Below are 15,372 nucleotides of genomic sequence, written 5' to 3'. Positions count from 1 at the left end.
AATAAATCAATCCAGTTCTATTCACACCTTAAATAACTAATGAAAAACAAGTCATTGGCATATTAATTAATAGACTTTATTGTTGAAACACCCCCAATTGAAGATGATAATCATTATCACATTAGCAATTATATAAACCATAAGACCAAACATCATGCACAACGCGGCTAACCAAATCCAGGCAGTAAATTGCGCTGCAAGACAACACTATCCAGCCTCGTCACCTCCGCCACTCTCGTGTATCAACAGTTCACAATTACTTGGGCAACACGGCGTAGTGACTATCAATCATCAGGGGCAACTCTATTATTTACGCCAAACCAAAACAGGAAAACTGATATTAACCAAATAGTTTTTTAGCAGTAGAAACCGGTTCTCCATAAATTCCACTACGCCAGCCACCCGATAACTATCGTCAAGGCAGCCAGCAACCCATTGATTATGTTTAATAACATAGGAAGAGTTGTTTATGCCTAATTTCTTTCGTTTATCTGCGTGTAGCCTGGCGATTACCTTTGCGTTATCGCCCTCAGCCACCGCCAGCTCTACACCAGAGAACAAAAGCCATACCCTTACCGTAACCGGCACTCGCACGGCGTCTGACGCATTTAAAACCCCCGGTGTTGTAACGATTATTGATGCCACCCTACCGCAAAATCAAACTGCAACCACCGCGGCGGAAATGCTGCAAAACCTGCCGGGTGTCAGTGTTACAGGCGCTGGCCGCACCAATGGGCAAAACGTGAATATCAGGGGTTATGACCAGTATGGCGTATTGGTGCTGATTGATGGTATTCGTCAGGGTATAAGTGGTGCCAATATCAATGGGACGTTCCTCGATCCGGTGCTGATAAAACAAGTCCGCGTGATCCGCAGCCCATCAACATCACAGTTTGGTAGCGGCGCACTAGGAGGGGTGATTACATACCAAACCGTTGATGCCGCCGATTTGCTGGCGGAGGGGCAAAACCTCGGATTGCGCATCAGCGGCTTTGGTGCCACGGGTTATCACAGCACAGGCTCAGGGATGTCTGTTTTTGGCCGCACCGAGAGCCTGGACGGTATCCTTGCTTTCAGTAAACGTAAGGTGGGTAACATTTATCAGGGTAACGGTTCTGATGCGCCTAACGATGAAGCCATCAATAATCTAATGGTTAAGGCCACCGCCTACCTTTCCGACAGCCAATCGTTGACCACCGCCCTGCGCTACTACAATAACCGGGCGCTGGAACCACGCATGGCCAATCAAAGTGCGCCAAATCTAAAACATAATATCAACCCAATGATGAATCGTTCAACCATTCAACGTGATGCGAAACTTACCTACCACTTGCAACCGCACCTCCTTGATTGGCTGGATGCTACTACCCAACTTTACTATTCCGAAGTCAGTATTAGCGATGACGTTAATGGTGAGGGTTATGGCAGCCGTAAACAGATCACCCGTGGCATAAAGCTGGAAAACCGCAGTCAGCTATTTACTAACAGCCCAACGGCACATTTGCTCACTTATGGCGTCGAAACCTATCATCAACAGCAAGTTCCCATCGGGGTTATTCGCAGCTTCCCACCGGCTGAAATCAGACTGACATCGGGTTGGTTACAAGATGAAATTACGCTACGTGACTTACCGGTAACCTTGCTGGCAGGTGGCCGTTTTGACAGTTATCAAAACAGTCGCGAGGGATTTGCGGACAAAGAAGTTAAAAACGGGTCAACACACGGAACGGTTACGGTTAATCCCACCGATTGGCTGATGCTATTTGGTGCCTACAGTCAGGCATTCCGCACCCCCACACTGGCTGAGCTTTATAATGACTCAGTGCATTTCTCTATTCCCAGTAAATGGATCACGATTGTTAATCGTTGGAAACCCAATCCCAACTTAGCACCAGAAAGTAACGTCACTCGCGAGGCAGGCTTTGGGCTACATTTTGATAGCCTGTTGGCTAATGATGACTCGGTAGAATTTAAAGCAAGTTACTTCAACATTGATGCCAAAGACCGTATTACCAACGATGTCAGTATGATGATGATGACATCCACCTACATCAATATCCCTCGCAGTAAGAGTTGGGGCTGGGATGTGTCACTGGATTATCAGAACCCATGGTTTGACTGGACGCTGGCCTATAACCGCACCCGCGCTATCAATCTCGACACCCGTCAATTTATTAACAGTATCAATCCAGATACCGTCACCAGCCGCCTGAATGTACCCATTGCCAGCAGCGGTTTTAGCACCGGCTGGGTTCTGACAATGGCTGAAAACACCAAACTTATGAAAAATAACGATGCCAAGACATCGACGCTCAAACCACATCCACCGCAAGCAGGTTACGCCGTTCATGATTTTTATCTGAGTTATCAAGGGCAAGGTAGCCTAAGAGATCTCACCACCACGGCAGTATTGAGTAATGCATTCAATAAAGCCTATTACTCACCTCAGGCAATTTCGCAGGATGGGCGTAATGCCAAATTGTTAATCAGCTATCAGTGGTAATCACAAGGAAAAACGTATGGAAATGTCACTTTACCAACACTACCTCAATATCCGGCAACAGCACCCCGGTAAACCGCTACACGATATCGCGCTTATGATGAACGTCAGTGAAGCCGATCTGTTGTATGCACGCGTGGGACACGATGCGCAACGCCTGGATATTAGTGCCAGCATACTGCTAGCCGAATTAGAAAAAGTCGGTGTCACTAAAGCGATCACCCGCAACGACTATGCAATACATGAGCATTTTGGCGAGTATCAGAATTTGCGTTTACACGGCCACCTTGGTCTGGTACTCAACCCACGCGCACTGGATTTAAGGCTATTTTTCCGCCAATGGGACAGCTTTTTTAGCCTGTGTGAAGAGACACCACAAGGCGCACAACACAGTATTCACTGCTTTAATCTACAAGGTAAAGTGGTTCACCAAATCTACAGCACCGCTGACACCGACCTGCAAGCATGGCAACTGTTGGTGAATAAATATCATTGTAAAAACAATGCGCAACTGACATTACAACCCACAAATGAGGAATCAACTCACGATAAATTGATTGATACCACAGCCATAGATAATGCAGCCATAGAGAGCGAATGGCGCAAAATGAATGATATCCATCAGTTCTTTATGTTGCTAAAACGCAATAAAATCACCCGCAGGCAAGCCTTCCGCGCTGTCAGTGATGACCTGGCTTATCAAGTTGATAACCGGGCATTAAGGCAGATTCTCCATGCAGCGCAAACCAGTCAGAACGAAGTGATGATTTTTGTGGGCAACAACGGGTGTATGCAGATATTTACCGGAGTGATAGAACAACTCATTGTTAATCACGAAAAACACACACCAACCCCTCAGTGGCTGAGTGTACTTAACTCGTGCTTTACTTTGTACCTACACGAGAATGCCATTGCGGAGAGTTGGGTAACACGCAAACCGACACAAGACGGTTTTATCTCAAGTCTGGAGCTGCTGGATACTCAAGGTAAACATATTCTGCAATTATTCGGTCAACGCAGCGAAGGTCAGCCAGAACAGCACCAATGGCATCAGCAACTGGCCGAGTTGACCACCATAGGTTCAATCGATGAATAAATGGTTAATGCTTATTGTATTTATTATTCCAATAAATAGCATGGCCAGCCAACGCATTATTACCCTCGGTAGCGATATATCTGAAATCACCTACGCATTAGGCGTAGGTGACAATATTGTGGCAAGGGACAGTGCCAGCCAGCATCCTGTCGAGCTGAAAACCTTGCCGGACGTGGGCTACTTGCGGCACCTCAACGCCGAAGGTATTCTCGCTTTACAACCAACCTTGGTGTTATGCCGTGCGCAGGCGTCATCGTCCATCGCGCTGAAACAACTCACTGATTATGGCGTCAACGTCATATTTATTCCTGCTGACACCTCACCGCAAACAGTGATTACTAAAATCCATTTGATTGCCACAGCCGTCAATAAGCCAGAGAAAGGCCAACAGCTGATCAATGACTACCAGCAGCAACTGGCTTCAATCGTCTCCACGCCGTTGCCGGTAAAAGCCTTATTTATCATCAGTCATGCAGGGTTACCACCACTGGCTGCGGGTAAAGGCACCGCCGCAGATACCTTATTTCGACTGTCAGGCTTGGACAACTCAATGCAGACATTCAGCGGCTATCGCCCGTTATCACAAGAAGGGATTATCGCCAGTGCCCCTGACCTGCTGATAGTCACGTCGCATAGCATTAAATCAGTGGGTGGCGTGGATAATATCTGGCGCTTACCGGGAGTAGTGCTTACACCGGCGGGTAAAAAACAAAGATTGTTGGTACTTGATGATCAGGCCTTACTGGGTTTTGGCCTGCAAACGCCTCAAGTGCTTAAACAGTTGCGAATTGCAGGAGAATCCAGCCGATAACAGAGCCACGGTTACCGGCTGGAATGGTCAGATGGTTAAACAAACTAACTGGAACACGAGATCTCCAGATGTTTTCCCCAGTCAGGCGGTAAGTCGGCGAGGGAATCAAACTCAGGTTGATCCGCAAAGGGTTGCTGTAAAGCCTGATGCAACCGCCGCAATGGCAGGATGTCATCCTTTTCTGCGTGATCAATAGCGAGCTGTGCCAAATAGTTACGCAATATATATTTCGGATTCACTGCTTTCATTGCTAACTGCCGCTGCGCATCGTCCACCGGCTCTTGCTGTAAACGCGTGCGATAGCGGCTAAACCAACTATCAAAGCCCGCCCTATCGATAAAATCATCCCGCAAAGGGGAGTGCGCTGAGTGCATTTCAACCTCACTCAACAAACGGAACGTGCGGGTATAATCCCGCCCTTCCTTAATCATCAAACTCAGTAACCCGGTCAGCACATCATTATCCTGGCTATCGCTTGCGAATAACCCCAGTTTAGCGCGCATTTGTTGACCGTATACGGCCATTAATTCAGGCTCATAGGCATCCAGCGCCAATTGTAATTGCGCCACCGACATTAAACCTGACAACGCCTGCCCCAATCGATGCAGATTCCACAATGCCACCGCCGGTTGATTATCAAAAGCATAACGCCCCTGATGATCAGAATGGTTGCATATATAACCGGGCACATAGTCATCAAGAAACCCGAATGGGCCATAGTCCATAGTGATGCCAAGAATCGACATATTATCGGTATTCATCACACCATGCGCAAAACCGACAGTCTGCCACTGAGCAATCAAGCGGGCAGTTCGCATTACCACATCGGTAAACCACAGCAGATAACGTTCCTGTTCCCCGACCAAATGGGGCCAATGACGTGCAATAACATAATCTGCCAATTGTTTTACTTGTTCCGGCTGCTGGCGATAGTAGAAGTGTTCGAAATGACCAAAGCGCACATGACTTTCGGCCACCCGTAGCAGCATCGCGCCACGCTCTGGCTGTTCGCGATAAACAGGATGTTCGCTGGTGACGATAGTCAATGCACGGCTGGTAGGGATACCTAAATGGTGCAATGCTTCTGAGGCTAAAAACTCTCGGACAACTGAACGTAATACGGCCCGCCCATCCCCCATGCGGGAATAAGGTGTTAATCCGGCACCTTTTAAATGCCAATCCATACTGCGACCATCACTGAGTTGCTGCTCTCCCAGCAAAATACCTCGCCCATCCCCCAATTGACCCGCCCACACACCAAACTGATGACCACTATACACCTGTGCCAGCGGCATCATCCCCGGCAACAGCGATTCACCTGCCCACACAGTAGATTTCGGCGCACTAAACCAACTGGCATCCAGTTCAAGTTCGTTTGCCAGCGCTTCACTGTGATAGAGCAAGCGCGCGCCTTTCAGCGGCGTAGGTTGCAGATGGGTATAAAAGCCACTCAATTGCTGCTCGTAGCTATTTTTAAAGTTAACATCATGGTTAAATTTAGGCGTGCTATCCGATTTAACGTTTTTAGAACCAGACATCAGCGCAATGCCTCCGTTAACCAGTGGCTAACTTGTAACAATTCGGCCTGTGATTCAGGAAAATCATCACTCAATTGTTGGCAAACCGTATTAATGGTTTCTGGCCGATAAACCGCACCTTGCAATCTTCCTGCTAACGCCTCAAGAGGGGCTGGATTCAAGCTGTCAGTGAATATTTGGCAGCGATCAATCGCTCCGTGCAATACATCAAAATGTAGCTCAATCCCTCCCCAAATAAAGCGTGTATCGACTAAATGTGTAAACGCCGGAGCCTGACCAAAATTCCACTGCCAGCTACTCTGTTTGGCAAACTGCTCCGCGAAGCCCGGAAGGTCAGGAAGTGCCTGTGGGGAGATAATTTCGGCAGGAACCTGCTCATGATAATAGTCAAAAAAAGCCTGTGTAATCGCGACACATACCTTCTTATGATCAATTCCAGGTAATATCTCCACCAAATTAGCCACTCGGGAACGAACCGAAGTAATGCCTTTGGCTTTTAACTTCTTAGGATCAGGATTGAGGTAATCGGCTAATCGCTTAAGGTCAGCATTTAATAACAACGTACCGTGATGAAAACCACGGTCTTTAGTTTCTTTATAAGCCGAACCCGAAACTTTACGCTCATCATCGCCATTAATAACCATCAGATCATTACGGCCCGAAGCGCTGGCCTGAATCCCGAGGGATGCCAACGCATTTAGAATAATTTGCGTTGAAACCGTTTTATCATATTCCGGTTTACCCGCCATAAAAGTAAAACAGGTATTCCCCAGATCATGGAATACTGCACCACCGCCACTGCTACGGCGAGCCAATTTCACACCATCTTGTTCCATCCGGCGCGTATTACACTCTTTCCACGGATTTTGGGCGCGACCAATAACCACGGTATCGGCATTACGCCACAGAAACAGTACCCGCTGATTTGCTGGCATCTGGCGAAAAATACATTCTTCTACTGCCAGATTAAACCAGGGATCATAGGAATCAGAAATGAGCAACCGAAGGGATGACATAAATGCGGCTCCGAACCAAATTAATCAGCCACTAAGATAGCATAACCTACCCTGATTTCTGCCGATGGAACCTATAGGTAATTATTTACCAGAACGAAGGGGGATTAAATACGGCGTGCTTGCCAGTAAACACGTTTCCAGTAAACATTTTCAAGTGAGGAACGGATAACCCCCTTACTGGTTGATGCATGAATAAATTCATCATTAGTATCGTAAATACCAACATGCAATCCATTCTGACCACTACCGGTTTTAAAGAAGACTAAATCACCCGGCATCAATTCATCGCGGGAAACTTTAGTCCCTAAGGCAGTTTGCGCTACTGTGGTACGTGGTAGCTGCATATCAAAACGATCGCGGAAAGTGCGGTAGACAAAGCCAGAACAATCGACACCATGTTGATCCAACCCACCATTCCGATATGGCGTACCTTCCCATTGGCGAAGTTGTTCATTCAATTTTGCCACAACCACAATCGAGTCAGATAAATGTCCACTCGGTGTTGGAGCATGGCTGCTACAACCTGCAAGAATCATACTGACCAGAAAGATCCAGAAACGCATCCGCATCGATATTCCACCGTGGTAAGACTTAGCCAACCTATCTGGCTAATAAAAGGCACCAATACGGGTAATTTAGCTATCGAGTTTAGGAAAAACAAGTTATATGAATGAGATAATGAATTTAGCCACCTTTTATCGGTTTTGTATGTATCAGCCATATCCCCAACAGAATAAAACCTGCGCCCAGTGTTTTGAGTAGTGTCGCCGATTCATTGAACCACGGTAGTGACACCGCGGCCAAATAAACCAAAGCATAGCTGAGACTCAATAACGGATAGGCTCGATTAAGTGGCAAGTATCTCAGCGCAAAAAACCAGCACATCATAGATAATGCATAACCTGTCAGGCCGCATATTACCGCGAATAGCTGTAGCAGATGGTTTGCCAGAAAATAGCCATTAATATCAGCCAGTGATATTAATGGCATGTGCATCATGCCCCATTTCAGCATGAGCTGGGCTGCGGTTACCAACACCACACTGCCCATGCCCCACATATAGCCTTTCATAAGTGCCAACTCATTAGCAAGATACCAAACATGATGGCGACAATTCCCAGCCAATGGCGAGAGGTAACCTTTTCACCATAAAAGAACTGCGCTGCTAATGTCACCAAAACAAAGTTAAAACTCAGTATTGGATAGGCCACACTCAGGGGGAGATGCTGCAATAGACGCAGCCACAGCAACATCCCCACACCGAGTAACAGCACTGCGAGCGCCAACCACCGCAATGCTGATGCTAATCGATCTAAGTCGTGCCGCTCCCAACGTTGCGCTGCTTGCTTCTGGCATAACTGACCCGCACAGGTCAATAAGCTGACTATGATCAATAGCAGGTAACTTGTCATGGCGTTTTTTGGTACCACAGCAGTGCCAAGCGATTCATCAGATTAACCTTATCAGCCGCCGGTAAATGAGCAGGGATGGCCTCATTGCGGGATAACTGCACGACTAATGAAACATCACCTTGCTGCCTTGCCTGGGCTAACCATTGCGCAAATTCAGCATCACCGATAAATTTATCCTGATGGTCAGCATAGGCCAGCCCATACGTTAACTCACCTTTTTGGCTGAACATCATAATATCGCTGCGTTTAAGCTCCCATGCCAACCCTGCGGCGACACCCACACTGTCGGTAAGAACGTACCGGCTGGTACTGAGTTCGCTCATATTACTTTGGATAAAATTTTGCGGTTGTTTAGAATCAATTATCTGCTGAGGGATCAGGTAGCCTACTAGCAGAATAAACAGCAGTGGACATGCGGCAGACCAGCGCCAAAGACGGGCGTTATTACGCAAGGTAATAAAACCTACAATGCCCCAGCCAGCAAAAGCAAGGGTTGCCAGAATAACTTTCTGATGCTCTTGCGGACCATAAGCGACCAGATGAGCGACCAGCCCCATACCAATAACCAAAACCGCCAACGCACAAACCGCACCAAAGACCAGATTTATCCATCCATTGATTTTCAGCGCTCGCATACGCATGTTGTTAGCACAATCAGTTGCATATGCAGCCATAAGCAAAGACAGCGGGGCCATACAAGGCAAAATATAAGTCGGTAACTTCCCTTTCGCTACGCTAAAAAACAGTAAAGGCATCAATACCCAACTGAGCAAAAAGAACAATTCTGGCCGCGTATTACGTTCGCGCCAGCCTTTGAATAAAGCGCCAGGTAATAAACCTAACCAAGGCAACACACCAAGGCACAATATGGGGAGGTAATACCAAAATGGCGCTTTGTGTTGTGCATCTTTTTCAGCAAATCGCTGAATATGTTCAATCCAGAAGAAATAGTGCCAGAAATCAGGCTCACGTTGTGCAATTGCCAGCGCCCACGGCAAACTTAATAGGACTGCACTGATTATTGCTATTGGGCCAAAAATGAGCAGTTCTTTTACTCTTTTTTGTTGGATAACAATCGGCAATACGGCAATAACCGGAACAGCCAGAGCCAGAAAACCTTTGGTCATAAAGCCCATACCACAAGCGAGGCCCAACAAAATGTAGGCACCGACTTTCTGTTGCGTCGTCTTCGCGCGTGTAGTGAGATAGAAGCTTACCATAGCCGCCGCGAGCCACAGTGAAATCATAGGGTCTAGCACGGCATAAGTACCAATACCAAACACCAAAAACATGGAGAGATAGATAAAGGTTGCCAGTAAAGATGTCAAGCGATTGCGCCATAATAAAGTTGCCAACCAATAAACAAGCACTGCGCTCATTGCGGCACTGAAAATAGAACCAAAACGCACGGCAAAGTTAGTATCGCCAAATAGCCACTGACTAATATTATTAAACCAATACCCCGCAATGGGTTTTTCAAAATAGCGAATGCCTAATAAATGCGGCACAATCCAATCGCCACGTTGCAACATCTCCCGGCTAATTTCTGCATAGCGAGTTTCGTCTGGTTGCCATAAGAGGCGACTATTTATGGGTAACAAATAAACTAAAGCAAAAAATAACGCCAGTAGAGCAGCCCCACTTCCTTTTAACAGCCTCATTCCATAACCTCAATATCAGACTGACACCCTAACCATCCCTCTCGCCCCGGGAAGGTAGCACGCACAACCTTCCCCACTGGCAATGAGTCCAACACTGGCGGTAATAACGAGCTTAGTGGGCAAAACTGGATACCCTGCTTTTTAGCCCGGAGCAAAAGCTGTTCAAACATTACCGCCTGAGACATCCCTTCAACTTCTGCATGAATGGTATAAACCGGCACACCACCGTCACGCAAAATAGCATCAAGAATAAAATCATTGAAATCTTCCACTCGAACTTCGCTACCGACCACTTCATCATAAGTGGGCAAAGTGACCGGTATTTGTACACTCCCCAAACTACCATCTGGCAGTTGTGGCCTAAAAGGGTGAGTCCCCCGGCAGTCACTGTTATAGCGGAAAGAAAACGCCTGTTTCACTGCCAGAACACGCCCATCAGCACGCCAACCCGCCACCGCAGAACATGTAACGGGTTGATTAATACTTTGCTTTAAAGCATCGATTCCCAGTTGAATCTGTTGTGTTAATTGCTGCTTCGACCACGACGCAACATTAGCCTGCCAGCCTTGGTGATCCCAGGCATGTAAACCAACCTCATGCCCAGCTTGAGCAGTAGTTTTCATTACCGAACCCAGATTCTGGGCAATTCTCTTCCCCGGCCAGGCTGTACCCGCCAACAAAATATCCCAGCCATACAGTGAGGCAGCATTAGAGCGCAGCATCTTCCATAGAAAACGCGGGCGGAAAAGACGCCACAAATGACGCCCCATATTATCCGGCCCAACACTGAAGAAAAAGCTGGCACTGACATTATGCTTTTCCAATACAGCAAGTAATGACGGCACCCCCTCTTTTGTTCCTCGATAGGTGTCTACATCAATCCTCAGGCCAACTTGCTTCATACGCGAGACTCATCCTTCATAGTTTCGTTTTGTTCAAGCACGGCACCACGCAGGAAAAAGTCCAATGTTTCAGTGACAGTTTGCTGCATGGCAATTTCGGGTTGCCAATGCAGAATACGGCGCGCATTGCTAATACTTGGCGTGCGATACTCAACATCCTGATAGCCTTTACCGTAATATGCACTACTTTCAATATCTTTAAAGCCAGCGAATGGCGGGAAATGATCGCGTAATTCGTGTTTCTCAAAGCTGCTCAGTAACATTTCGGCCAATTCACGAATACTGGCTTCATTAGTTGGGTTACCAATATTAATGATCTCCCCATCACAGCAGCCATCACGATTCTCAATAATGCGGAATAATGCCTCAATGCCATCGTGAATATCGGTAAAGCAACGTTTTTGTGCGCCGCCGTCCACTAATTTTATTGGTGAGCCTTCAACCAGATTGAGAATAAGTTGTGTGATGGCGCGAGAACTACCAATGCGCGCAGCATCAAGGTTATCCAAACGTGGCCCCATCCAGTTAAATGGACGGAACAACGTGAACTTCAGCCCCTCTTTAGCACCGTAAGCCCAGATAACACGGTCCAGCAATTGTTTTGATACTGAATAAATCCAGCGCTGTTTATTGATCGGGCCAACAATCAAGCGTGATGTGTCTTCATCAAACTCTTTGTCATCACACATGCCGTAGACTTCAGATGTTGACGGGAAAACAATACGTTTATTGTATTTAACGCAATCACGCACAATCTTCAGATTCTCTTCGAAATCCAATTCAAAAACGCGTAGTGGGTTACGGGTATATTCAATTGGAGTAGCAATCGCTACCAATGGTAAGATTACGTCACACTTTTTAATGTGGTACTCAATCCATTCCGAATGGATGCTGATATCCCCCTCCACAAAATGGAAATAAGGGTTATCGAGGAAGCGGCTAATCGCATCAGAACCAATATCCAGGCCATAAACTTCATAGCGGTCATCGCGTAACAGACGCTCAGTTAAGTGATTGCCGATAAAGCCATTAACACCAAGAATCAGTACTCGTGTACGCCTCTTGAGTATTTTGCTCGGCTTATTACCCAAACGCACATCGGTAACGATACCCATCTCTTGCGCCAGTCGGTTACCCTGAACATATAAGTCAGCATCACCTTGCCCCGCAATAATCTCCAATGCACCTTCACCACATGCCACGGTTAATGGCAAGATAGAGAGCACCGTACCAGGCAATTTACCGTGTTCCATATTCAGCGGTCGTGAACGCCAGATGGTCAGTTTACGCTGCCCTAAGTAACTGAAAGCACCAGGATAAGGCTCTGTTACTGCGCGTACCAGATTGTTAATTGCGGATGCAGACTTATGCCAATGAATTTCGCCATCCGCCGCAGTACGACGGCCAAAATAACTGGCATCGGCTTCTTTTTGTGGCGTTAAACTCAGTGACTTACCTTTCATTTCAGGCAGTAAATCAACTAATAACTCTTTAGCTGCGTCTCGCACTTTTGCATGTAAAGTCAATGCAGTATCAGTAGGACTGATAGCCACTTTATGTTGCCCTACGATCGACCCGGCATCAGCTTTGCGTACCATTTGGTGCAACGTAACACCGGTTTCAGTCTCGCCATTAACCAAAGCCCAGTTAATGGGCGCACGCCCACGATACTTTGGCAATAAAGAGCCATGTAAATTAAACCCGCCTTGTGGTACGAGTGATAATATCTCGTCACTCAGCATATTGCGGTAATAGAAAGAAAAAATAATATCCGGCTGTAATTGGCGAATACGCTCAACCCATAAAGGATGATTCACATCCTCCGGTGCATGGACAGGCAGTTCAAGATCAGCGGCAACTCGGGCAACAGAAGAGAAAAAACGATTCTCACCGGGAGCGTCAGTATGAGTAAATACGGCCTGAATATCGTAACCTGCTTCAACTAATGCTTTCAAACCTACGCAGCCAATATCGTGATAGGCAAATACAATCGCTTTCATTTTTCTGTTTCCTGATTATCTTCGGTTGGTTCTGCACCAACAACTTTCTGTACAAAATAGCGTGGGCGTGCGCGCACATCGTTATAGATACGGCCGATGTATTCGCCGAGTAACCCCATACCAACAAATTGAGCACCGATGAACATGAACAACACAGCAAATAGCGTAAACACACCACCGCCAGCCCATTCGGGGCCAAAAACTAACCGTAACACCACCAGCAACACAGCAAGCGTAAAACCAGAAAGTGCGATAACACTGCCAACCAGACTTAACAATCGCAGTGGGGTGGTTGTCAGGCAGGTAACCAGGTCATACATGAGATTGATGAGCTTCATCAGGCTGTATTTTGAGTCACCAAATTCTCGCTCGGCATGATGGACGGTAATCTCGGTGGTGCGTCGGGCAAATGTGTTCGCAAGAATAGGAATAAAGGTGCTACGTTCGTGACAGTGTAACATTGCATCCACAATATGACGGCGATAAGCCCGTAACATGCAGCCATAGTCACCCATTGACTTCCCGGTAGCCCGCTGAATCATCATATTAATCATGCGTGATGCAGTTTTACGGAATAACGAATCTTGCCGGTTTGCCCGCACAGTACCGACGACGTCGTACCCCTCTTCTGCCACATTAACCAGACGTGGGATCTCTTCAGGTGGGTTTTGCAAATCAGCGTCAAGTGTAATGACTAAATCACCACTCACCTGATTAAAACCAGCCATAATTGCAGAGTGTTGGCCGTAATTACGATTGAGTAAAACAGCAATAATACAACTACCCGGTTCATTCGCCGCTGCCGTCAACAACTCGGCTGAATTATCACTACTTCCATCATCAACCAGAATAATTTCATAAGGTTGAGTGAGTAACTTGCAAGCTGCTGAGGTTCTCTCTATCAATACCTGCAAGCTCTCTTGTTCGTTATAAACAGGGATAACAATTGAGACTTTCTTAATGCGTTCATTTTGTGACACGGTGTGGCCCTATAATCGTTGCCAATGCCTCAACCACCCGATCGACATCACTGTCTAACATATCGGGGAAAAGCGGTAATGTGCATAGTCTGGCTGAATTCCACTCGGTATTCGGCAGATGTAAATGTGGGTAACGTTCTCGATAGTATTTTTGCGTATGTGCCGCACGAAAATGCAGCCCCGTACCAATCCCAACCTCTTTGAGTCGGGCCATTAGCGTATCGCGGCTAATACCGCAGCGCTCTTCATCAACACGTACCATAAAAAGATGCCATGCATGTAGGTGCGGGTAATTAGGAACACCTAACGGCTGTAACGGAGAGCCGGCCAATGCCTGGTGATAGCGGGCTACCAACGCCTGCCGGCGCGCATTAATTTCAGGGAGCCGCTGGAGCTGAATGACCGCGATGGCTGCGTGGATATCAGACAAATTGTATTTATAGCCCGGTTCCACAACTTCAGCTTGTGGGCTACGCCCTTGGATTTGTCGATCAAATGCATCCACCGCTAAACCGTGAAATTTAAGCCGGCGCAGCTTAGTTGCTAATTCATCATCGTCAGTGGCTATCAAGCCACCTTCCGCGCAAGTGATGTTTTTAATTGCGTGGAATGAGAAAATTGCCGTTCCCTGCTCGCCAATCCACTGCTCCCCATAGCGTGTACCGACCGCATGGGCTGCATCTTCAATGAGAGGAATCCCGTGTTGTTGCGCTATTGAACGTAAGGCATCAAGGCAGCAAGGTGCACCCGCATAATGAACCGGAATAATCGCTTTGGTTTTCGATGTAATTGCCGCTTCAACCCCGGCTGCGCTGACCATTAACGTATCGCAGTCGACATCAACCATGACCGGTTCAGCCCCCAGCAACACAATCATGTTCAGCGTGGAAACCCAGGTCTGAGACGGAGTAATCACCTCATCACCAGGGCCAATGCCCAATGCCATCAAGGTGATGTGCATTCCCGCCGTCGCAGAACAAACCGCAATGGCATGTTTGCAGCCGAAAGCCCGGCAAAAATCAGCCTCTAATTGCTGATTTTGTGGCCCCGTAGTAATCCAACCGGAACCGAGTACATTAACAACAGCACTTATTTCCTCCGTACCGATTGCCGGACGAGAAAATGGTAAAAAATTCTGCATTGATAAATCCCTTAGGACAACTTAGCTATCGGCAACTATATGCCCACATAAGTTAACGAAAACTAAACGCCAATCAGATAGGCGCGTGATCAGTTATAACGAACAATAATCCGTTAACCTTAAATCAACCTTAAGGAAATATATTTATTGTTAGGATATTCAGTGCCTAAATATTTGTAGTAATCAGAGCAATCTATTTTATAGACCGATTTAATTACAGTGCAGAATAGGTGGGCTATTATCTTTTGAACGTAAAGGAAATGGCTAAAATAGTGTATTACGCTAACGGATACCGATATAAAATACCAACCACGA

Annotated in this window: 14 protein-coding genes; 4 read left to right on the top strand and 10 right to left on the bottom strand. The window is 46.8% G+C overall.

Annotated elements, in window-relative coordinates; translation table 11 throughout:
- The first annotated feature begins 154 nt into the window (after positions 1 to 154).
- The 4 genes from hemP to AT01_RS01310 all read left to right on the top strand — a co-directional run bounded on the left by hemP (position 155) and on the right by AT01_RS01310 (position 4,407).
- Positions 155 to 352: a hemin uptake protein HemP gene (hemP, locus tag AT01_RS20380; protein WP_235427209.1), complete on the top strand. Its 198-nt coding sequence runs from the start codon at positions 155 to 157 to the stop codon at positions 350 to 352.
- Positions 353 to 469: 117 nt separating this feature from the next.
- Positions 470 to 2,503: a TonB-dependent hemoglobin/transferrin/lactoferrin family receptor gene (locus AT01_RS01320; RefSeq protein ID WP_042545771.1), complete on the top strand. Its 2,034-nt coding sequence runs from the start codon at positions 470 to 472 to the stop codon at positions 2,501 to 2,503.
- Between the two features lie 16 nt (positions 2,504 to 2,519).
- Positions 2,520 to 3,596 carry a hemin-degrading factor gene (locus AT01_RS01315; RefSeq protein WP_042545770.1) on the top strand — a complete coding sequence of 359 codons (1,077 nt, stop codon included), beginning with the start codon at positions 2,520 to 2,522 and terminating at the stop codon, positions 3,594 to 3,596.
- The gene (locus AT01_RS01310; protein WP_042545769.1) at positions 3,589 to 4,407 is read left to right on the top strand and encodes a heme/hemin ABC transporter substrate-binding protein; all 819 of its coding nucleotides are present in this window, start codon (positions 3,589 to 3,591) and stop codon (positions 4,405 to 4,407) included. Before AT01_RS01315 ends, AT01_RS01310 begins: the two co-directional genes overlap by 8 nt.
- Positions 4,408 to 4,451: 44 nt before the next feature.
- On the opposite strand, the gene AT01_RS01305 is transcribed toward AT01_RS01310, so the two are convergent.
- The 10 genes from AT01_RS01305 to arnB all read right to left on the bottom strand — a co-directional run bounded on the left by AT01_RS01305 (position 4,452) and on the right by arnB (position 15,057).
- On the bottom strand, positions 4,452 to 5,945 hold the full coding sequence (locus AT01_RS01305) for a protein adenylyltransferase SelO (protein ID WP_042545768.1): 1,494 nt from the start codon (positions 5,943 to 5,945) through the stop codon (positions 4,452 to 4,454).
- Entirely contained in the window at positions 5,945 to 6,961 is a 1,017-nt protein-coding gene (locus tag AT01_RS01300) for a lipoate--protein ligase A (protein ID WP_042545767.1), read from the bottom strand. The genes AT01_RS01305 and AT01_RS01300 overlap by 1 nt, the downstream gene beginning before the upstream one ends.
- Before the next feature lie 104 nt (positions 6,962 to 7,065).
- Positions 7,066 to 7,530: an NlpC/P60 family protein gene (locus tag AT01_RS01295; protein ID WP_042545766.1), complete on the bottom strand. Its 465-nt coding sequence runs from the start codon at positions 7,528 to 7,530 to the stop codon at positions 7,066 to 7,068.
- A 115-nt stretch (positions 7,531 to 7,645) separates the two neighbouring features.
- Positions 7,646 to 8,032, bottom strand: coding sequence for a 4-amino-4-deoxy-L-arabinose-phosphoundecaprenol flippase subunit ArnF (gene arnF / locus AT01_RS01290; RefSeq protein WP_042545765.1), 387 nt, complete (start codon positions 8,030 to 8,032; stop codon positions 7,646 to 7,648).
- Entirely contained in the window at positions 8,029 to 8,373 is a 345-nt protein-coding gene (gene arnE / locus AT01_RS01285) for a 4-amino-4-deoxy-L-arabinose-phosphoundecaprenol flippase subunit ArnE (RefSeq protein ID WP_042545764.1), read from the bottom strand. Before arnE ends, arnF begins: the two co-directional genes overlap by 4 nt.
- Positions 8,370 to 10,034 carry a lipid IV(A) 4-amino-4-deoxy-L-arabinosyltransferase gene (gene arnT / locus AT01_RS01280; protein ID WP_042545763.1) on the bottom strand — a complete coding sequence of 555 codons (1,665 nt, stop codon included), beginning with the start codon at positions 10,032 to 10,034 and terminating at the stop codon, positions 8,370 to 8,372. Before arnT ends, arnE begins: the two co-directional genes overlap by 4 nt.
- The gene (gene arnD, locus AT01_RS01275) at positions 10,031 to 10,936 is read right to left on the bottom strand and encodes a 4-deoxy-4-formamido-L-arabinose-phosphoundecaprenol deformylase (protein ID WP_042545762.1); all 906 of its coding nucleotides are present in this window, start codon (positions 10,934 to 10,936) and stop codon (positions 10,031 to 10,033) included. Before arnD ends, arnT begins: the two co-directional genes overlap by 4 nt.
- Positions 10,933 to 12,936, bottom strand: coding sequence for a bifunctional UDP-4-amino-4-deoxy-L-arabinose formyltransferase/UDP-glucuronic acid oxidase ArnA (arnA, locus tag AT01_RS01270; RefSeq protein WP_042545761.1), 2,004 nt, complete (start codon positions 12,934 to 12,936; stop codon positions 10,933 to 10,935). The genes arnD and arnA overlap by 4 nt, the downstream gene beginning before the upstream one ends.
- The gene (arnC, locus tag AT01_RS01265; RefSeq protein ID WP_042545760.1) at positions 12,933 to 13,916 is read right to left on the bottom strand and encodes an undecaprenyl-phosphate 4-deoxy-4-formamido-L-arabinose transferase; all 984 of its coding nucleotides are present in this window, start codon (positions 13,914 to 13,916) and stop codon (positions 12,933 to 12,935) included. Before arnC ends, arnA begins: the two co-directional genes overlap by 4 nt.
- A complete protein-coding gene (arnB, locus tag AT01_RS01260) occupies positions 13,903 to 15,057 on the bottom strand; it encodes a UDP-4-amino-4-deoxy-L-arabinose aminotransferase (RefSeq protein ID WP_042545759.1) in 1,155 nt (384 codons plus the stop codon). Before arnB ends, arnC begins: the two co-directional genes overlap by 14 nt.
- Positions 15,058 to 15,372: the final 315 nt, after the last annotated feature.

The sequence above is a fragment of the Yersinia aldovae 670-83 genome (assembly GCF_000834395.1).
In the GTDB taxonomy this organism is placed as follows: Bacteria; Pseudomonadota; Gammaproteobacteria; order Enterobacterales; family Enterobacteriaceae; genus Yersinia; species Yersinia aldovae.
This window is presented reverse-complemented; position numbering and strand designations above follow the sequence as displayed.

Excerpts from the sequence above, each read along its gene's own strand:
- arnF (WP_042545765.1), bottom strand. The coding sequence starts at position 8,032 with ATGAAAGGCTATATGTGGGGCATGGGCAGTGTGGTGTTGGTAACCGCA.
- AT01_RS01315 (WP_042545770.1), top strand. The coding sequence starts at position 2,520 with ATGGAAATGTCACTTTACCAACACTACCTCAATATCCGGCAACAGCAC.
- AT01_RS01310 (WP_042545769.1), top strand. The coding sequence starts at position 3,589 with ATGAATAAATGGTTAATGCTTATTGTATTTATTATTCCAATAAATAGC.
- arnE (WP_042545764.1), bottom strand. The coding sequence starts at position 8,373 with ATGACAAGTTACCTGCTATTGATCATAGTCAGCTTATTGACCTGTGCG.
- arnT (WP_042545763.1), bottom strand. The coding sequence starts at position 10,034 with ATGAGGCTGTTAAAAGGAAGTGGGGCTGCTCTACTGGCGTTATTTTTT.
- hemP (WP_235427209.1), top strand. The coding sequence starts at position 155 with ATGCACAACGCGGCTAACCAAATCCAGGCAGTAAATTGCGCTGCAAGA.
- arnB (WP_042545759.1), bottom strand. The coding sequence starts at position 15,057 with ATGCAGAATTTTTTACCATTTTCTCGTCCGGCAATCGGTACGGAGGAA.
- AT01_RS01305 (WP_042545768.1), bottom strand. The coding sequence starts at position 5,945 with ATGTCTGGTTCTAAAAACGTTAAATCGGATAGCACGCCTAAATTTAAC.
- AT01_RS01320 (WP_042545771.1), top strand. The coding sequence starts at position 470 with ATGCCTAATTTCTTTCGTTTATCTGCGTGTAGCCTGGCGATTACCTTT.
- arnA (WP_042545761.1), bottom strand. The coding sequence starts at position 12,936 with ATGAAAGCGATTGTATTTGCCTATCACGATATTGGCTGCGTAGGTTTG.
- AT01_RS01295 (WP_042545766.1), bottom strand. The coding sequence starts at position 7,530 with ATGCGGATGCGTTTCTGGATCTTTCTGGTCAGTATGATTCTTGCAGGT.
- arnD (WP_042545762.1), bottom strand. The coding sequence starts at position 10,936 with ATGAAGCAAGTTGGCCTGAGGATTGATGTAGACACCTATCGAGGAACA.
- AT01_RS01300 (WP_042545767.1), bottom strand. The coding sequence starts at position 6,961 with ATGTCATCCCTTCGGTTGCTCATTTCTGATTCCTATGATCCCTGGTTT.